An 18,872-nucleotide genomic window follows, 5' to 3' on the forward strand; every position below is an offset into this window, starting at 1 on the left:
AAGCATGCAATCCGAACACTATGCATATGGTGTAGCTTTGTGGAACTGAATGGGAGACACTGATTTGCTTCGTGTGACCCATTACCGATATCACCGCAGGGGAAGTGACGGAAACCGTGAAAACTCGATATAAGCTGATTGGTGGGGTTGTTGGCGGGATCGTTGTCGTACTTTTGGTGGTGACTTTGATAGGTCGGCAATATTGGTGGAACGCGGTCTCGAAGCAGCCGACCGATGCAAGTGTCGGGCAACAGACTGACACCACGACAACTGCTCTTGCAAATGTCACGATAGTACCGTCGCAACCGACCAACACACAGCAGCAAGACAAAGTCTGCGCTGCGGCACAACAGATCCTACAAAATCCCGGTGCGGCGTCATTCGACGCGTCCGGTTTTGTTCAATATGTCTATGACCAGGCGGGTGTGCAGTTACCTCGAACAATTGCCGAACAAGTACAATTTGGTACCATCGTGGGCGGTGCCAGTCAGTTGGAAAAAGGAGATCTGGTCGTTTTCGATCTCGGCTCCACACCAGGCACGGGAACCTTCGATGGAATTTACCTGGGCAACAACGAGTTCGCGGCCGTCACGACACATGGGTTGATGAAAATGAGCTTGAACGACTCGTATTGGAGCAGCAAATTTATCTATGGACGGCGTGTCTTATAACTTTCTTAGGGAGGAATACCCGTGAAACGAGTCCGATCCGTTTGTCCGCTCGATTGTCCGGACACCTGCGGTCTCTCGGTGGACATCGAGGACGGAAAAATTGTACGCGTTGACGGCCATCCGGATCACCCGGTGACGAAGGGCGCTATCTGTCAAAAGGTGCGGAGATTTCCAGAGCGTGTCTACCATCGTGGTCGGATCCTCCATCCTCTCAGGCGCAAGGGGCCAAAAGGGACGCTGGAGTTTGAACGGATCTCTTGGTCGGAGGCGTACGCCGAAATCAAGAGCCAGTTTGATAACATCATTTCCAAATATGGCCCGGAAGCCATTCTACCGTACAGCTTCTACGGCAACATGGGCGTTCTCAATGCCGAAGGCATGGATCGGCGCTTTTTCAACCGCTTGGGAGCGAGTCGTCTTGAACGGACCATCTGCAATTCAGCGGGGGCCACGGGTTTCGCGTATACCATGGGGGCGAATGCCGGGATCGATCCGGAGGATACCATCCACTCAAATCTCATCCTCATCTGGGGATGCAATGTTATCAGCACAAACATGCACCAGATGCTGCTCGCCAATGAGGCGCGTAAACGTGGCGCGAAAATCGTGGTTATCGACGTTCACCGTAACCGATCCGCCAAATGGGCAGACTGGTTTGTTCAGATCCGTCCGGGATCGGACGCGGCCTTAGCTCTTGGCATGATGCATGTACTGATCCGTGACCACCTCGTTGATGAGGCGTTCGTGTCTGAGTACACCGTGGGCTTTGACGCTTTAAAAGCGCAAGTTGAAGCCTATTCTCCAGAGCGGGTTGCGGAGTTGACAGGCGTCTCGCCAGAGGATATCGAATCACTGGCCAAGCTGTACGGAACGACGACACCTTCCTTTATTCGCATCGGGAATGGACTGCAGCATCACGATAACGGCGGGATGATTGTCCGAACCATCGCCTGCTTGCCTGCACTTACGGGTCAATGGGGCGTTCGTGGCGGCGGCGCGATCAAAGGCAACAGCCACTACGCCGTACACAATGTAGCGGGCGTCCAGCGGCCGGACCTGCTCCCGAGGCCGCTGCCGCGACTCGTGAACATGAACCAACTCGGCGATGTCCTCCAGACAGCCGATCCGCCCGTGAAAGCCCTGTTTGTGTACAACTCGAATCCGGCTCAAGTGGCTCCCGACCAAAACAAGGTCCGCACCGGGTTGTTGCGAAGCGACTTGTTCACCGTCGTTCATGATCTCTTCCCGACCGACACCTGCAAGTACGCTGACATCGTACTACCCGCGACCAGTCACTTTGAGAACCTGGATCTGTACAAGTCGTACTGGCACCTGTACTTGCAATTACATAAACCGATTATCGAGCCTCTCGGCGAATCTAAATCCAACTTCACGTTGTTCAAAGAATTGGCGAAGGTCATGGGATTCACTGAGTCATGCTTTGATGATACAGAGGAAGACATGATTCGCACAGCCCTTGATTACAAAAGAAACCCGTACCTCGAGGGTGTCACGTACGAGGACCTCTGGGAGCAAGGATGGGTCAAACTGAACATTGAGAGTGCTGCGGATGGGACAAGCACCGGTATCCCTACGCCGACAGGCAAGAAAGTTGCGTTTTATTCGGAACGTATGGAGCGAAATGGACTCGTCCCTGTACCGACGCACGTGGATTTACAATCAGATGATTCATATCCATTGTACTTTACGACACCTCCAAACCATCACTTCTTAAACTCGACAGGCGCAAACGTAGCGTCATTGACTGCTGCGGAACGGCGACCAGTGCTTCAGATTCATCCCATCGATGCAGCGTGTCGAAGTATTGACACGGGGCAACTCGTGAGGATATTCAACGATCGCGGAGAAATTATCCTCGTTGCAGAAGTGACAACGGATGTCCAACCTGGGCTGGTTCTTTCTCAAGGGTTATGGTGGGATGACGATGTCCTCGGTTACCAGTCAGTTAACACACTGACCTCTCAGCGAATCGCGGATATGGGCGGGGGAGCCACCTTTTTCTCCACGCGCGTTGAGGTTGTCAAAGCGGGCTAGCGCTGCGATGCTCACTGTGAATTAGATTTCGTTGCAACTATACGATGGGAGCGTGTGCCGGATATGAAGGCGTTTCGAATTGGGCTTTTTTATACGAGTGACACACACAGCCATATCTATCCCTATCGGTACGCCGATAGGGAGTCTGCACCGTCTGGGTTAGGTCGGGTGTCGACGTGCATTCGGATAAATCGAAGTGAGTTTGACGAGGTTATCGTGATCGACAATGGTGATGTGATTCAAGGTGCAGCCAACAGCTATTACGACGCGAAAGTCGCAGAGCAATCGGTTCATCCGAGTATTTTGGCACTGAATCAGATGGGGTGCCAGGCGGCGGTGCTTGGCAATCACGAGTTCAATTACGGACGGGATTATTTGCATGCTGCCATTCAAAAGTCGCAATTTCCGTGGCTGTCTGCCAACATCATCGATAAAAGCAGTGGTCAGCCCTATTTCGGACAGCCCTACATCATTCGGGAATGCAGCCCCCGACTTCGGGTGGCCGTGCTTGGCCTGACGACGAAGTACGTGCCGAACTGGGAGAATCCGCGTCACTTGGAGGGAATGGATTTTATCGATCCGGTCGAAGCAGCCTGCCACTGGATTCCCTATCTTCGCTCAGAGGAGCAGGCCAACATCGTTATTGTCGCGTACCATGGCGGCGTCGAGCGCGACTTGTCAAGTGGAGAGCCTCTTGAACCCCTTACGGGTGAAAATCAGGGATACGAACTGCTGCAAAAAGTTCCTCACATTGAGGCCCTTCTGACGGGCCACCAACATCGAGAACTTGCTGAACGATTTGGAGATACAGTTTTGTTGCAACCGGGACATGAAGGGCGCCACGTTGGTCACGTGGCATTCAGGTGTGTGAACACAGACGGCACATGGCAGGTGGACGAGGTTCGCGGCGAACTGATTTCCACGGCCAATTATGATGCGGATCCGTCGGTACTCGATATACCCTTGTTGGCCTCGTCTGAGCGAGAGACACAGCGGTGGTTGGACCAGGATATCGGCGTCGTTGAGGGGGATTTGCGGATTCACGATGCCGCACTGGCTCGACAAACCGAACACCCGTTTATTGAGTTCGTCAACCGCGTTCAAATGTGGGCCTCTGGTGCCAAGATTTCAGCTGCCGCTTTGTTCGACGAAGATGCGCAGGGGTTCAGCGAGCACATCACAATGCGAGAGGTGATCAGCAACTACAAATATCCGAACACGTTGCGTGTTTTGCGCGTGTCAGGCCGAGCGATTCGCGAGGCCCTGGAACAGTCCGCACGCTATTTTGCACTTGATAGACACGGGGAAATCGTCGTTAGTTCTGAATTCCTGTATCCCAAACCACAGCACTATAACTACGACATGTGGGAGGGGATAGAGTATACCGTGAACGTAGCGAAGCCGATTGGAAATAGGGTAGGAGAGGTGATGATTGACGGGGTTACGCTCGACGATGCAATGATGTATGACGTTGTCTTAAACAACTATCGGGCAGCTGGTGGCGGGAACTATGATATGTTTAAATCTTGTCCCACAGTTAAAGAGATCCAGATTGATGTCTCTGAGTTAATAGCCAACTACATCAGAGAAACGGGCACGATTGCGGCAACGTGTAACCATAACTGGTGTGTGACACGTGATTGACAAATCAGGAATAGGGTAGGTAAATATGTGATTTTTGTAAAGTAAATTGCTCTGAGTTTTATAAATCATTTATACAAAACTAACTATTTTTTACATTGCCATGCTAAGATGACCCCAGTCTTGACCTACAAATTATTATAGAAAAGGTGATTCTGGGTATGGCTTTAAGTAGATGGGGTGCTGTCCTAGCTGGCACAACCGCTTTAATCGTATTGGTGAGCGGGTGTGGATCTTCCGGATCGTCGAGCGGAGCGAACGGTTCAAGTGCATCGGATCAACATGTGGAGAAACTCACATTTGACTTCCCGGTTGCAGTTGCGGGACCAGTCGCGCAAGATGTCAAAGACCTTGTCAACCAATTTAACCAGACACATAAAAACATTCAAGTATCTCCTGTATTTACAGGTGATTATCAAACAACCATGACGAAAGTACAGACGGCTGCAAAAGCTGGAAGTACACCTGACGTTGCAGTGCTTCAGTCAACTGACATGTACTCACTGTTAGACGCAAATCTCATTCTCCCGATTGATCAATTTGCCACCTCAGACTCAGACAAGCAGTGGCTCACGAGTTTTTATCCAGCGTTGATGGCAAATTCTACATTGAACGGCAAGACGTACGGTATTCCCTTTCAACGCAGTACCCTTCTGCTCTACTACAACAAGGACGAATTCAATCGTGCAGGTCTGGATCCAAACTCCCCGCCAACATCGTGGGACGAACTCGTCAAGGACGGCAAAATGTTGACGAAGAATGGTCAATGGGGGCTTGAGATCCCGACCTCAGGTCTCACGTATTGGGAGTTTCAACCCTTTGCAATTGAAAATGGTCAAAATGTTGTTGGAGATGCAGCCAACAAAGTCACGTACGACGATCCCAAGGTAGCTCAAGCATTACAGTTTTTTGCAGACTTAAGCAAAAAGGACAAAATTGAGCCAACTGGGCTGCTTGGTTGGACCACGGCGCCGACTGATTTTGAATCTGGAAAAGCGGCCATGATATATCACTCTTCAGGAAGCCTGACAAGTATCTTAAAGACCGCGAAGTTTAATGTTGGTGTGGCAGAGTTGCCCGGTAATGTACAGAAGGGTTCCCCGACCGGTGGCGGTAACCTTTACGTCTTCAACACGAAAGACAGTGCGAAGGAACAGGCAGCTTACGAGTTTGTCAAGTGGATGGCGCAACCTGACAATGCGGCAAAATGGTCCATTGAAACAGGGTATGTCGGCAGTTCCCCGGCGGTTTATGAGACGGATGCGATGAAACAATATCTGCAAAAAACCCCACAGGCTGCAGCGATTCAGCAACAGATGCAATCCGCTGCAAAGGAACTGGGAACGCACGACGGTCAAGAGATTCAAAGCATCCTCTCAACGGCATGTCAGCAGGTTCTTACGGCAAACGTAACACCGCAACAGGCCCTAAAGGATGCACAACAAAAGGCGGATCAAATCCTATCTAAATACCAGAACTGAACCGTGTTTTAAGAAAGGAATCGCACCGTTATGGGTCTTGTACAAGTGGGAAGTCCCGTCGTTCACATGCCGCGTCCACGCCGATTCACTCGGCGGGCGTGGCAAGGGTATCTCATGTTGTTACCATCTGCAGTGATTTTGCTTACGTTCACCATATGGCCGATGATCATTGCACTCTATCACAGTCTATGTTTGCAAGATAGCGCTCACCCTGTTCCGAAGTTTGTCGGGCTCGCAAACTTCGGAATGCTGTTTCACAGCCATTTATTCTGGCAGGTGATGGGAAATACATTTTTGTTCATTGTAGCAACCGTTCCGGTATCTCTCGTTGCGGCAATGATTTTGGCCGTGATGCTCAACCGACGCTACCGCCTCACCGGATTTTTTCGAGTGGCTCTCTTCCATCCAACCGTACTGCCCTTAGTCAGTGCAGCTTCCATTTGGCTGTTTATGTATACGCCGGATTACGGACTGATCGATAAGGCGTTGTCAGCTTTCGGCGGCGCGCAATTAAATTGGCTTGGGCAGCCTCGAACCGCAATTTGGGCCATCATCATCATGACGATATGGAAGCAGCTCGGATATTTCGTCATTTTCTATTTGGCCGGCTTACAGGGTATCGGTAAAGATCCATACGAGGCCGCAGACGTGGATGGGGCCAGTGCATGGACGACATTTTGGACGATCACCGTTCCACTTCTCATGTCCACTACGATGTTTGTCTTTACCATTGCGATGGTTGACGCGTTTCAACTGGTCGATCAACTGTACGTGATGACGCAAGGCGGTCCGGATAACGGTACGAATATGCTCCTGTTCTATATTTATCAGCAGTCGTTCACATATCAAAATACGGGTGAGGCATCAGCTCTGTCGGTCATTCTCATCGCTATGCTGATATTCGTGGCTATTCTTCAGAATGTCGTAGACAAGCGTGTGCATTACGAGTCCTAGCCGGGAGGGGGAAGCGAGATGGGAATGAAGAGACGACTCAGTAATGGATTCATCCAAGCGGTTCTCGCCATCTTGGCGATTGGCTGGATAATGCCGCTTGTATGGGTTGTTTTGATGGCTTTCAAAGATCCCAATAACCCAAATAGCGTGACCTCCTTATTTGGAGGTTTGATGCCATCATTGCAAAACTTTGTGGATGCTTGGCAAAGCGCACAGTTTGGAATGTATTATGTAAATACGATTGAGCTAGTTGCGGGGATTGTTATCATTCAGCTCATTACAACGACATTGGCCGGATACGCATTTGCACGGATTCACATGCCTGGCCGCAACATCATCTTTATCATGTTCTTGCTGCAACTGATGGTTCCAGTAAGCGCGCTGATTATCCCGAACTATATGACCATGCAAAATCTGCACTTGGTCAATACGAAATGGGCTATCATGTTACCGTACTTTGCTTCAGCCATGGGAACGTTTTTGATGAGACAGACATTTCGCCAGTTGCCTCGGGAGATTGAAGAGGCTGCGACGATGGATGGAGCAAAATGGTGGCAGATTTTGTGGCATGTTTTGCTTCCGGGCATGCGCCCGGCACTCGTTGCATTCACCCTCGTATCTGTGAGTTTCCACTGGAATGACTTCCTGTGGCCATTGATTGTCACGTCGACGCCGCAAACACAACCGCTGACGATTGGACTGCAGTTGCTCACACAAATGGGTGAAACAGGCGCACAATGGCAGATGATCTGTGCGGGCACACTCATTGTCGTAGCTCCACTATTAATTCTGTTCATCATATTTCAACGCAAGTTTGTGAATAGCTTTATGCAAACAGGAATGAAGTGAGCTGGGGGAAACGCCGCTCAGCGAATGTTCGCCCCTATCGCTGAGCGGATCCGTGCTGACTGGATGGGGAGGCCGTTGCGCCTGCTTCTATGAGCATACGAGGAGGCTCGGGTTTCTGTGCCGCCGTCGCCGTCTGCGCAGCCTTCTGTACAAGCGATCTCCCCTTACCCGTCACAGCCATGCCAATTGAAGTCAGCGTCATGAGCATACCTAGTACAAGAAGGACAGTGAACAGGTTATGGAACGCACTCTGGAGTGCTGCCTGTTGAGCGTTTTGCATCAAGGCTGCAAATGCCGCGACCTTGGCAGTTCCAGCCGGCACACCATGATTCAAAAGGTCCTGGGTCAGTTTGGCCATTTCCAGATTGACTTCGGGATTGGCCAAGCTTATCTGTGCTCTCATGTCCTCGTAGTGGATCGCTGTCTCTTTGTAGACCATCCAAGCGGCTACAGGCGCAACGATGGCACCAATGAGGTTACGAGTAAAGTGCAGGGAGACTGACCGCCAACGTGCTTCGTGAATATCTCCGGCGAGTGCTGTGCCCAATGCCCCTGATATCAGGACCAGGCCGATTGAACCGCCGACGCACCCCATTTCGATATCCAGTTGACCGAGGGATGTCTGTGTTCCCATGGCACGCCAATACAGACTGACCAAAACCACGGCCAGCGATCCGATGATTCCAAGTACCCCTGCGCCCAGTTTGTCGTACAACCAGGTGCCAAGAAGTGCCACGATGACCACCCCGATAATGAACCATAGATACAAGTGGACGATCGACAGGAATTTTGTGTTTTTCACGTTGCGCAGAAATCCATTCACGCCGATCAAGGTTACAATCAACGCAATGTGACTGATGATGGCCATGCTTGTGCCAAAGATTTGTTTGGCGGAGCGGATCGCGCGAAAATGGACCAATGGGTGTTCCAGATGATACTCAACGATGAGAAACAGTGCGAATAAGAGCAGAGCAATGAGGAAAAATGGCCACACGTAGACGGAACCAATCCCCAAACTCTCCAAATGAATGGATGGAAATAGGGCCACAACGACGATCGCAATTAGGATAACCGCACCCCATATATCGAACGGAATATGGTGCGGTTGTGCTTCGCCCTTCGGCAGTGCGATATAGCCAACCAGGAAACAGAACACGGGTCCTAGTGCGCCGAGTAAAAAGAGCCACCGCCAAGCATCTGCAGTGAGTGATAGAGAACCGAGGAATGCCCCGACAGCGGATGACCCGAAGAGACCACCAATGGCAAGAAGCAAAAACCGGTTGCGAACCGCATTCGGAAATGACATGAGACTGACGGGCAAGATGGTTAGAAATAGGGAACCCGCACTGAGACCCTGAATCAGGCGTCCTATCGTAAAGAGCACCATGTGCGGAGAACAGGCGCTGAGTAATGCACCACAAAAAAATACGGCAACGAGTGTAAGGTACGATCTCCTCAGTCCGAAAACTCTCGAGAAGACGGGTCCAAACGGCACACAGAGTGCGAAGGCTAGGTTCGATATCACGGAAGGTAGGAGTAGTGTGTTTGTGCCGACAGCAAAGCCGTTCTGGATGATGATTTGGTTGAGCATGAAAGACACGTTAAGAACGTATTGCGGTCCAAATGCAAACATAGTTAACAGCGAAATGACCAAGTATCTCGGGAATTTCCCGATATGTGTATCAGCGGCCGGTGAGCCGTTGGGTTGATTCACGTAGATTCGTCCCTCCCTTTCTTGTTCCTATTTTAAGAACCGTCCAATATAGTGTAAAATACATACTAAGTTATGAGTTAATAGACTGGTATCTATTAATAGCGGAATAGGGTGAGCACGTCATGGAGTTTCTTCAACTGAAATATTTTCAAACTGTTGCCCATCTTGAACACATAACGAAGGCAGCGTACCAATTGCAGATTGCTCAACCGTCTCTCAGTAAGACCATAGCGCGGCTTGAGGAAGATCTCGGAGTTCCTCTGTTTGACCGTCAAGGGCGCCAGATCCGACTCAATGAGTTTGGACGTGCTTTTTTAGCCCGCGTCGAACGGGCATTCATGGAACTGAATGAGGGGAGACGCGAGATTCGGGACTTAGCAGGCCTGAACCAAGGAACGGTTACCCTCGCTGTCTCCATTCCTCGAATCCTGCCAGACCTGTTAGGGTCATTCCTTGCTGCTTACCCCAAAGTTCACTTAAGGCAATATTTAGAGTCGACCGCGTCGATGAAACAACAACTTGAAAACGGCGAAATCGACTTTTGTATTTCGTCGGAGCCCATCGAAAGTTCCGACGTTGTCTGGCAACCGCTCATGACTGAGGAGATTTTCTTGGTCGTTCCCCCGGATCATCGACTTGCACAGCGGGATAGTGTCGTATTGAGTGAGGTTCGGGACGAGTCTTTCATTAGCATGAACGCGGGTTATGGGTTCCGGCATCTCACAGATCGGTTTTGCCAACAAGCCGGGTTCACTCCGAATATTTTTTTTGCTGGTGACGAACCGGATGTGATTGGCGGGTTGGTGAGGCAGGGGCTGGGTATCGCTTTTGTACCCGCCTTGACCTGGACTGCAGCAGCGCACCGTTTGCCGAACAAATTGCGAATCACTGATCCCGTGTGCGAGCGGACGATAGGCTTGGCATGGTCCAACAGACGTTATTTGTCCGTGGCAGCAAAGCAATTTCACACCTTTGTCGTGAATTACTTCAAAGAAATTTCTACCGACGTAGTGCGTCATTAATTGCTGTTTTTTGTGTGGATGAGGGTAAAGCCCTACAATTGTTCAGTTATGTAGGGACACCAAAGGGTCATTTCCCCCCGGGCGTCGGCACATTTATTGGGGGTAGTTTTAGCGTGGTTCTCGAGGAATTTGGGGAGGGTTATCGTGAATTCATTGGCATATGCCTTGCTTAGTATGCTTGTTCGAAAACCATGTTCCGGTTATGAATTGAAACATCTACTAGAGGTTTTCTGGCAAGCAAAACACAGCCAGATTTACCCACTCCTAACCAAATTGCAGCAGGACTCTTTACTCACATACGAGTTGGTAGAGCAGTCTGGCAAACCCAATAAGAAAATTTACTCAATTACAGACAAAGGCTTAGCTGTACTCCAAGAGTGGATTTCTTGCAAATCAGCTCTACCCGTAATCCGGGATGAGTTTCTCATCAAGGTCTACGCCATTTGGCTTGTTGACACCCAGTCTGCAAAGAGAATGTTCGAAGAACGTATCTCGTTATTTAGAAAACAGGTGAATTACAGACTGAATGAAATTCGTGGGATGGAAGAGGAACATCGTAACGGAATTCCGGATATTTCTTCAAGATCATTCGGTAGATATATTCTATTTCAACGAAAACTTCGTCAAGAGCAAGAGGAAATCGAGTGGTGTGAATGGGTGCTGGCCCTCCTAGAAGAAAACCAAGACAGTCGGTTGGAAGAAGTGAAACGGAACACGTAATAGCAGGGACACAACAAAATCTTCGAGTGACTCCAGAACAAGACGCCAGTAGGGTCATTGTTCTGGGGTCTTTTTTTAAGCTAACTCTCGTCTTGCATCGGCGAAACACCAAACTCATATGTCAAAATTGACATATGAACAAGTCGGGTTTTATACTCTTGATTGCTGATTTTATATAAAAATTTATATATGTACTCTGGGGGTTGGGAATTGTCTAATAACACTCGCGACTATATTCATTTGGAATGGGGATAATTTCTCAATTGGATCCACATCCGCAATCATGTGATTGAAGAGCTGAAGACTAGTAAAAAAGGAGACGGTGAAGTGCCGCAATCGAGTGCACACGGAATTGATATGAGTGAAGGCAATCACCGCGCAAGCACGTTTCGGCAACCGAAAGCAGCTTGGGCGGTGGCTTTTGCTGTTGTTGTCGCATTTATGGGGTTAGGTCTGGTTGACCCGATTCTGACGTCCATTGCCAAAAATCTTCATGCAACTCCGAGTCAGGTTGAATTGCTATTCACAAGTTACATGCTAATCACAGCCATCATGATGGTCATTACAGGTGCCGTATCAAGCAGAATTGGTCCCAAATGGACGTTACTTGTCGGACTCTTTATCATTGTAGTTTTTTCAGCATTGGCCGGTACCTCGGGCACAGTTGCACAAGTGGTGTTATTTCGGGGGGGCTGGGGACTAGGCAACGCCCTGTTCATTGCCACCGCCCTGGCTGTCATCGTCAGCGTAGCGTCTGGTGGCGCTGCAGCCGCGGTCGTCTTGTATGAAGCAGCACTCGGGCTGGGTCTCTCAGTTGGTCCGCTACTTGGCGGTTGGCTAGGAAGCATCAGCTGGCGTGGACCGTTTTACGGGGTGTCTGTGCTGATGCTCATTGGACTTCTTGCCATCGCAACGATGCTTCCCAAGCTTCCAAAACCGAAGAAGTCTGTTTCTGTTCTGGACCCATTTCGCGCGCTTCGCTACCCTGGTCTGTCAACTATGGCCATTACCGCGTTTTTTTACAATTACGGATTCTACACACTTTTTGCGTTTACGCCATTTGTACTGAACATGAGTGCGCGGGGTCTAGGGTTCGTCTTTTTTGGTTGGGGTGTGATGATGGCTATATTCTCCGTATTTCTCGCCCCCTGGTTTGAAAGGCACTTTAGTGTAAAGCGATCCATGTATGCAATGCTCATTTTGATTGCTTTGGACTTGCTGTGTATCGGTCTGGCGATTGCTCCCGGGAAACATGCAATCAATGTGTTGGGGGCTTCTTGGTCCGTCAGAACGATCATTGTTACAGCGGTCATCATCGCAGGTGCCCTGATGGGAATCATGGCTACTTTACTGACAACCGCGGTCATGCAGGCTGCCCCGGTTGAGCGATCCGTCGCTTCGGCCGCTTATAGCTTTGCCCGCTTCCTCGGTGGTGCGTTTGCACCTTGGCTAGCCGGAAAGCTGGCGGAGCGGTACAACCCAAGTTTGTCTTTTTATATGGGAACCATTGCTGTGGTTATCAGCATCATCGTGTTTTACATCGGCAGAAAACATGTTAAGGACAGTTTTGACTGACGGTCCGGATGTATTTCGCGGTCGCTGCTTTGCGTGCAGTACTTAGAATCAATTATTTCGTAGAAAAAGGCACAGATGAGGTTTGACATCATCTCGTGTTGCGTGTAAGATGATATCGATACCAATTGCATGACCTGTTTTGATACATGAGCCGTTTCTCTGGTCTCTTGGTCAGAGGGGCGGCATTTGTGTAAATTCAAGAGTGTGCTTTTAGCACCATGGAGGAATTCTTTTGCAACAAGGAACAGTTAAATGGTTTAACGCTGAAAAGGGCTTCGGTTTCATCTCTGTTGAAGGCGGCGACGATGTATTCGTACACTTCAGCGCAATCCAAGGTAACGGCTTCAAGTCTCTTGACGAAGGTCAAGCTGTAGAATTCGAAATCGTTGAAGGCCCAAAGGGTCCTCAAGCAGCTAACGTTAACAAGCTGTAATTCGGAATCGTGCCCATGCAGATTTCTGCGTGGGCTTTTCTGTGTCCTTTATTTGTGATTGAATGTTCATATAATTGAGTTAAATTAGGTATAATTGGTATGAACAGCAATGATCGCTGGGGAAGGAGTTGCTTGGATGACGACGCGGCATTTTAAAGTGTGGCCCACAGGCAAGCCACGAACGTTAACGGTTCCGATCACATCCGTTTATGACAATCTTGTCGTGAGTGCAAAACGTTACCCGAATAAGCCGGCCATCGAGTACTACGGTACGCCTATCAGTTATCACGATGTATTAGAGGCTTGCGAGTCTCTTGCGGGATACTTGCAAGAGGCGTGCGGTGTTCAAAAGCGTGATCGGGTCATTCTATATATACAGAACTCCCCTCAATATGTAATCGCTTTCCACGCCATTTTACGTGCGGATGCCGTTGTTGTTCCGCTGAATCCGATGAACGTGACAGAGGAGCTTCGACACTACCGCGAAGACTGCGGAGCAACGGTCGCCATTGTGGGCCAAGAATTGTATTCGCGCATTCAGCCACTTATCGGTGAAAGTGGACTGAAACATGTTGTCACAGCCACCTACTCGGATTACTTATCCTCCGATCACGACGAATCCTTACCTGAAGTTATTCTGGCTCCTCGTGCCATGGTTGCTGATCCACAGACGGTGGCGTGGACAGAGGCACTTGCGGCTGGGATGAAAGCGCATACACACACAGCGGTATCGGAAGATATGGCCATCCTGCCATATACGTCGGGGACAACAGGTGTGCCCAAAGGATGTATCCATCCCCACCGGACAGTTCAGGCAAACATTGTATCGGTCTGCACGTGGTATGGGATAACCCCGAGCTCAGTGACGTTGACGGCCTTGCCGTTATTTCATGTCACCGGAATGGTGCACGGTATGCTGGGTGCGATCTATTCGGGTGCGCAAATGGTTATCATGACTCGTTGGGATCGCGACATGGCAGCGAAGCTCATTGAGCGCACGCGCGTTACGAACTGGACGAACATCGCAACGATGGTCGTGGATTTCTTGGCGCACCCCAACATTGACAACTATGATATCTCCTCATTGACGAACGTCGGTGGCGGTGGTGCGACACTTCCGAAGGCGGTTGGCGAAAGGCTATTTGAAATGACAGGTGTTCGCTACAGTGAAGGGTACGGGTTGTCGGAAACCATCGCACAAACGCACATGAATCCGCCCCAGGCTCCTCGACTCCAATGCATGGGCATCCCAGCATTTGACGTGGATGCACGTATCATCGATCCCGTCACACTCGAGCAACTCGGCCGCAATGAAGAGGGGGAGCTTATCGTTCACGGTCCACAAGTATTTAACGGCTACTGGAACCGGCCAGACGAGGATGCAAACGCGTTTGTCCTCATCGATGGGAAGCGATTCTTTCGGACGGGTGATATCGCGAAATACGATAGAGATGGCTACTACTATATGGTCGATCGCGTCAAACGGATGATCAACGCCGCCGGGTTCAAGGTTTGGCCAAGCGAAGTCGAATCCATTCTGTATCAGCACCCGGCAATCGAACAAGCTTGTGTCATCGCTGCGCCAGATAGACGTCGCGGAGAATCGCCGAAGGCCTTTGTCATTCTCCGCGGGCCATTCAAGGGCAAGGTGTCGGCGCGGGAAATCATGGACTGGTCGCGGGAACAAATGGCAGCTTACAAGGTGCCGCGTGAAGTTGAGTTCGTCGATTCACTACCCGTATCCGGCACCGGAAAAATCTTGTGGCGAAAGCTGCAGGAAGAGGAGTATGAGCGGTGGGCAGCTCGGGCGTAGCGCTCGGCCACCTGAACTGTGGCGAAAAGGAGGGATCATCGTCCCAGCGTATGAGAGATACGCTTAGCACGATGATCCAGTTCTTCAGTCATAAGGAGTCTATCGGGGATACGTGAGTCTGATGATTTGGCCCCGACTCACATACCGATCTTCTTCAGACCCACCGACGCCAACAACCATACGGACGTCGAAACTGCAAACGAGAGCCTAAACGACCACTGGCTGCGCAGGCATACCACCATACATAGCAATAGAATGGCAGTTGGGACGAGCCCTTTGGCAACACTCGTCAAGAACCTTGCGATCTCAACGCTCGGCTGATGCCCAACGAGCAGCCAAAACGCAGACAACAAGCTTATGACCGGCAGTGCCGCGATCCACCCGCCAATGCCTGGATATTGCTTCGCAATGCCGCTGATGGCTGTAATAATCCCCGCACTGACGACAATTTTAAGAACCATCATCCACATGGTTAGTCCTCCTGCTCCAACAGTCTTTGCAGGCGCACCATCTGGTTCAATATCTCGCTTCGTTCATCTAAAGAAACTCTCCCCAGACGACTCGCCAATTTGTCGACATCCAACCCGGTATGCTCGTTGACCGTATTGAGCCCTGTCGTCGTCAAGTGAACATTTACTACACGCTCATCCACTTCGTTTCGCCGACGGACCACAAGGCCCTTATCACTCAATCGCCGCAACATTTCCGACGCCGTATTTTGTGCGCAACCTAAGTATGCAGCGACACTCGTGACGGTCGCCGCCCCGTTCATCTGCAGAAACTGCAAAGCGCGCACGGCCTGGTGCGACAACTCCATTTCAAATGCTGGGTGGCAGTGATAGTAGATGTTCGCGAAGGCATCGGAGATCGCCCGGGCGGTGTCATGATTTGTGCTCATTGACTCACTTCCTTGTGTTCTGGATAATCGTGTATAGCGATTATATCGTTTTGAACGATGTAAAACAATCCGTTTAGCAGGAGGCTGGAGGTAGGAAAATCCCTATGATTGGTGGGCACCTGTGTATCGATTACGGCTTGCGACACTCGTCTTGTGTGAGCGCCCTTGGTGTTCTTACAGCGGCATGCCAGACTCTTAGTAAGTTTGCTCCATTACCCACGGATAATTAACGGAAGTCGGTTCCGTTATGCGCCCATTTTCCGAGTATCGCGCTGCTGGGTAGTGGCGATTGCGGTATGCTGGTCCGTTATTTGTGTTGCCATGGCGCAAAAGTTGCTCGGAAGGGAATGGAGGTCCTTTGTGGGAGGTGGAGGCCGGATTGAGGGCCGGGGATGGCCCGTTGGGGTTAATTGTTAAACAGGGTAAAACAATATATGCATGCTACCTCTACCATAGCGATTGCCTCCACAGCGGCATGCCAGACCCTTAGTAAGTTTGCTCCATTACCCACGGATAATTAACGGAGGTCGGTTCCGTTATGCGCCCATTTTTTAGTGTCGCGCTGCTGGACAGTGGCGATTGCGGTACGCTGATCCGTTATTTGCGTTGCCGTGGCGCAAAAGTTGCTCAGAAGGGAATGCCGGACCTTTGTGGGAGGTGGAGGCCGGATCGAGGGCCGGGGATGGGACGTTGGGGTTGATTGTTTAACAGGGTAAAACAATATATACATGCTACCTCTACCATAGCGATGGCCTCCATAGCGGCATGCCGGACCCTTAGTAAGTTTGCTCCATTACACACGGATAATTAGCGGAAGTCGTGTTCCGTTATGCGCCCATTTTTCTAGTGTCGCGCTGCTGGACAGTGGCGATTGCGGTACGCTGGTCCGTTATTTGTGTTGCCGTCGCGCAAAAGTTGCTCGGAAGGGAATGCCGGACCTTTGTGGGCCGGCCGCCCCAGGCACGGACCGCCGCGCCGCCCATGCCCCCCACCGCCGCGCGACCTTCCACACCCGCCCGCCGCGCCCCCACAACCGAAGATGGCGTTGCCCTATCATTTTCCTGTATGCTAGGCGAGGTGTTACTTCGTCTCATCATGTACATGATGGTGGGATATGGCGATACTGCGGAGGGGCAAGTTCCTTCGTGATATATTGTGTTTCATGGAAAGGAGTCGGACAAGCAGATGCAATTTGTCTTTTGGGTGATATCCATCCTTGTTATCGCAGCACTCTGTTACTGGGTGTATCGCGTCATTCAGAAGAGCGACAGCCTGCCGAAACAGTACTACGCATTGCTGCGCCAGCTCGCAAACGATCCGAGCAATGAGGAGATTCGGCAACAGGTCTTTGCCGTCGGCAGACGTTATTACAGGAATCGGATGACGGGAATTGATGTGAGTATTGAACGTGATATAGACAAGGCGATGCGGGGCGAGATCGTCGAGGAATATAAAATTGAGGACTTCAAGGATGAAGGTTAACTTTCTGTTGTGTGTCCCTTCGTCGTAACATAACAAGGTCTTTGTTGGTTACGATGGTTCGAAGGAGACGATTCAATGACGGAGACGTCTGACATGAGCGTGGCCCGGGTAACGTGGCCCGTTCTCATTGAGCAACTTTTGTTCCTGTTGATGGGGACTGCGGATACATTTATGCTATCCCACGTTTCTGGTTCCGCTGTCGCCGCTGTTGGCGCATGTAACCAGGTCGTAAGCATTGTGCTGCTGGTCTTCAATATGGTGTCGGGCGGCGCAGCGGTGCTCGTTGCGCAGTACTTGGGTGCCAAACGGATCAGTGACTGCGCAAAGTTCACTGCGGCTTCGATCACGGTAAACTTGGCGTTCGGCTTACTCGTCAGTGCATTTCTAGTTGTGTTCCGGACCTTGATAGCGTCGGTTATGCAGCTCCCGGCGTCTGTCGTGCCGTTGACGAATGCCTATTTGGAAATTGTCGGATCGACTATCTTTGGCCAAGCTTTGCTGGGGGCGGTTAGTTCCGTCCTACGGGCGAACGGGTTTACCCGTGTTACGATGCTTGTATCCCTCGGAATGAACATTCTACATATTGTGGGAAACTATTTGTTTATCTTTGGACCCTTTGGGGTTCCCGTGCTGGGTGTGACGGGTGTGGCGATATCCACCGCGGTGAGTCGTGTGCTCGCATTCGTTGTCATGCTTGTACTGATGTACCGCTATGTTCCCTATCGCATCGCATGGAAGGATTATATCTCGATCCCAGCATGCCATTTGAAGAAAATCCTAACCATCGGCGTGCCATCTGCTGGTGAACCGCTCGCGTATGAAATCGGACAGTTGGTGATGACCAGTTTTATGGGCATCTACGGCGCGACTGTGTTGGCAACGAGAGTTTATACGTTAAATTTGATGTACTACATCTTGATCTTCGGAAGTGCAGTTGGCTTTGGCACGCAGATTGTCATCGGGCATTTGTGTGGAGCGGGCAAGCTTGACGCGGCTTATCGGGTCGTGTGGAGAAGTTTGTGGGTAGCGCTTGGTGTGACGGCGGTGATCGCTGTTACAATGGCCGCGAGCGGGCACGCATTGCTGCATCTGTTCACGTCGAGCGGATCGGTCATCCAGATGGGCACACATCTGTTGTTCATTTGCGTCTTGCTCGAGCCCGGTAGGACATTCAACCTTGTCATTATCCAGTCGCTGCGTGCGGCCGGGGACGTTCGCTTTCCGGTGATGATGGGCATTCTCTTTCCAATTGGTATGGGCATCCCCTTGTCTTATTTCCTTGGCGTGCATCTCCATATGGGCCTAGTCGGTGTTTGGTGGACGATTTGTCTCGACGAATGGTCGAGAGCCGTCATTATGTCGATCCGCTGGAAGAGTCGAATCTGGGAACAGAAAATACTGGTCACACCGCGATCCGCCACTGTATTACCCACCGAGGCCTAATCCCAGGCCTCGCGATGTTGCTATCGTTGTGTTCAGAGGTGTCCGGCCGGTAGCCAACGCTCGAATCTTGCCTGTGATCGGTTCCCTGGCGAGGTACGGTCGGACACGTTCGTCAAGAAAA

The 18,872-nt window shown here is 50.7% G+C and carries 16 protein-coding genes; 13 read left to right on the forward strand and 3 right to left on the reverse strand.

What is annotated here, in order from left to right:
- Positions 1–116 precede the first annotated feature (116 nt).
- From NZD86_RS03385 to NZD86_RS03410, 6 genes are all read left to right on the forward strand, one after another.
- Complete coding sequence (locus tag NZD86_RS03385; RefSeq protein ID WP_268045089.1) at positions 117–671, forward strand: C40 family peptidase; 555 nt, start codon at positions 117–119, stop codon at positions 669–671.
- Between the two features lie 21 nt (positions 672–692).
- Positions 693–2,726, forward strand: a complete 2,034-nt coding sequence (locus NZD86_RS03390) for a molybdopterin-containing oxidoreductase family protein (RefSeq protein WP_268045090.1) — start codon at positions 693–695, stop codon at positions 2,724–2,726.
- A gap of 63 nt (positions 2,727–2,789) precedes the next feature.
- Positions 2,790–4,370, forward strand: a complete 1,581-nt coding sequence (locus NZD86_RS03395; RefSeq protein WP_268045091.1) for a bifunctional metallophosphatase/5'-nucleotidase — start codon at positions 2,790–2,792, stop codon at positions 4,368–4,370.
- Positions 4,371–4,528: 158 nt separating this feature from the next.
- On the forward strand, positions 4,529–5,848 hold the full coding sequence (locus NZD86_RS03400) for an ABC transporter substrate-binding protein (protein ID WP_268045092.1): 1,320 nt from the start codon (positions 4,529–4,531) through the stop codon (positions 5,846–5,848).
- A 30-nt stretch (positions 5,849–5,878) separates the two neighbouring features.
- The gene (locus tag NZD86_RS03405) at positions 5,879–6,802 is read left to right on the forward strand and encodes a carbohydrate ABC transporter permease (protein ID WP_268045093.1); all 924 of its coding nucleotides are present in this window, start codon (positions 5,879–5,881) and stop codon (positions 6,800–6,802) included.
- Positions 6,803–6,820: 18 nt separating this feature from the next.
- Positions 6,821–7,651, forward strand: a complete 831-nt coding sequence (locus NZD86_RS03410) for a carbohydrate ABC transporter permease (protein ID WP_268045094.1) — start codon at positions 6,821–6,823, stop codon at positions 7,649–7,651.
- Between the two features lie 34 nt (positions 7,652–7,685).
- On the opposite strand, the gene NZD86_RS03415 is transcribed toward NZD86_RS03410, so the two are convergent.
- Positions 7,686–9,365, reverse strand: a complete 1,680-nt coding sequence (locus NZD86_RS03415; RefSeq protein ID WP_268045095.1) for an efflux MFS transporter permease — start codon at positions 9,363–9,365, stop codon at positions 7,686–7,688.
- Positions 9,366–9,487: 122 nt separating this feature from the next.
- On the opposite strand from NZD86_RS03415, the gene NZD86_RS03420 reads away from it, so the two are divergent.
- From NZD86_RS03420 to NZD86_RS03440, 5 genes are all read left to right on the forward strand, one after another.
- Positions 9,488–10,387: a LysR family transcriptional regulator gene (locus NZD86_RS03420; RefSeq protein WP_268045096.1), complete on the forward strand. Its 900-nt coding sequence runs from the start codon at positions 9,488–9,490 to the stop codon at positions 10,385–10,387.
- 144 nt (positions 10,388–10,531) lie between these two features.
- Entirely contained in the window at positions 10,532–11,107 is a 576-nt protein-coding gene (locus NZD86_RS03425; RefSeq protein WP_268045097.1) for a PadR family transcriptional regulator, read from the forward strand.
- Between the two features lie 357 nt (positions 11,108–11,464).
- Complete coding sequence (locus NZD86_RS03430; protein WP_268046777.1) at positions 11,465–12,682, forward strand: MFS transporter; 1,218 nt, start codon at positions 11,465–11,467, stop codon at positions 12,680–12,682.
- A gap of 232 nt (positions 12,683–12,914) precedes the next feature.
- Entirely contained in the window at positions 12,915–13,115 is a 201-nt protein-coding gene (locus NZD86_RS03435) for a cold-shock protein (protein WP_268045098.1), read from the forward strand.
- Between the two features lie 136 nt (positions 13,116–13,251).
- Positions 13,252–14,928 carry a long-chain fatty acid--CoA ligase gene (locus tag NZD86_RS03440; protein ID WP_268045099.1) on the forward strand — a complete coding sequence of 559 codons (1,677 nt, stop codon included), beginning with the start codon at positions 13,252–13,254 and terminating at the stop codon, positions 14,926–14,928.
- Between the two features lie 137 nt (positions 14,929–15,065).
- Here NZD86_RS03440 and NZD86_RS03445 read toward each other — a convergent pair whose 3' ends face one another.
- Positions 15,066–15,398, reverse strand: a complete 333-nt coding sequence (locus NZD86_RS03445) for a DUF3147 family protein (protein ID WP_268045101.1) — start codon at positions 15,396–15,398, stop codon at positions 15,066–15,068.
- A 2-nt stretch (positions 15,399–15,400) separates the two neighbouring features.
- Positions 15,401–15,826 (reverse strand): MarR family winged helix-turn-helix transcriptional regulator, encoded by a 426-nt coding sequence (locus NZD86_RS03450; RefSeq protein WP_268045102.1) that lies wholly within the window; start codon positions 15,824–15,826, stop codon positions 15,401–15,403.
- Between the two features lie 1,185 nt (positions 15,827–17,011).
- Between NZD86_RS03450 and NZD86_RS03455 the strand changes: the two genes are divergently transcribed.
- Together NZD86_RS03455 and NZD86_RS03460 are read left to right on the forward strand one after the other, a co-directional pair.
- The gene (locus NZD86_RS03455; protein ID WP_268045103.1) at positions 17,012–17,308 is read left to right on the forward strand and encodes a hypothetical protein; all 297 of its coding nucleotides are present in this window, start codon (positions 17,012–17,014) and stop codon (positions 17,306–17,308) included.
- 75 nt (positions 17,309–17,383) lie between these two features.
- Positions 17,384–18,751 (forward strand): MATE family efflux transporter, encoded by a 1,368-nt coding sequence (locus NZD86_RS03460; RefSeq protein ID WP_268045104.1) that lies wholly within the window; start codon positions 17,384–17,386, stop codon positions 18,749–18,751.
- The last annotated feature ends 121 nt before the right edge of the window (positions 18,752–18,872 follow it).

Origin of the sequence: Alicyclobacillus dauci, assembly GCF_026651605.1 — a bacterium.
Classification (GTDB): domain Bacteria; phylum Bacillota; class Bacilli; order Alicyclobacillales; family Alicyclobacillaceae; genus Alicyclobacillus; species Alicyclobacillus dauci.

Excerpts from the sequence above, each read along its gene's own strand:
- NZD86_RS03395 (WP_268045091.1), top strand. The coding sequence starts at position 2,790 with ATGAAGGCGTTTCGAATTGGGCTTTTTTATACGAGTGACACACACAGC.
- NZD86_RS03400 (WP_268045092.1), top strand. The coding sequence starts at position 4,529 with ATGGCTTTAAGTAGATGGGGTGCTGTCCTAGCTGGCACAACCGCTTTA.
- NZD86_RS03405 (WP_268045093.1), top strand. The coding sequence starts at position 5,879 with ATGGGTCTTGTACAAGTGGGAAGTCCCGTCGTTCACATGCCGCGTCCA.
- NZD86_RS03410 (WP_268045094.1), top strand. The coding sequence starts at position 6,821 with ATGGGAATGAAGAGACGACTCAGTAATGGATTCATCCAAGCGGTTCTC.
- NZD86_RS03420 (WP_268045096.1), top strand. The coding sequence starts at position 9,488 with ATGGAGTTTCTTCAACTGAAATATTTTCAAACTGTTGCCCATCTTGAA.
- NZD86_RS03430 (WP_268046777.1), top strand. The coding sequence starts at position 11,465 with ATGAGTGAAGGCAATCACCGCGCAAGCACGTTTCGGCAACCGAAAGCA.
- NZD86_RS03440 (WP_268045099.1), top strand. The coding sequence starts at position 13,252 with ATGACGACGCGGCATTTTAAAGTGTGGCCCACAGGCAAGCCACGAACG.
- NZD86_RS03445 (WP_268045101.1), bottom strand. The coding sequence starts at position 15,398 with ATGTGGATGATGGTTCTTAAAATTGTCGTCAGTGCGGGGATTATTACA.
- NZD86_RS03450 (WP_268045102.1), bottom strand. The coding sequence starts at position 15,826 with ATGAGCACAAATCATGACACCGCCCGGGCGATCTCCGATGCCTTCGCG.
- NZD86_RS03455 (WP_268045103.1), top strand. The coding sequence starts at position 17,012 with ATGCAATTTGTCTTTTGGGTGATATCCATCCTTGTTATCGCAGCACTC.
- NZD86_RS03460 (WP_268045104.1), top strand. The coding sequence starts at position 17,384 with ATGACGGAGACGTCTGACATGAGCGTGGCCCGGGTAACGTGGCCCGTT.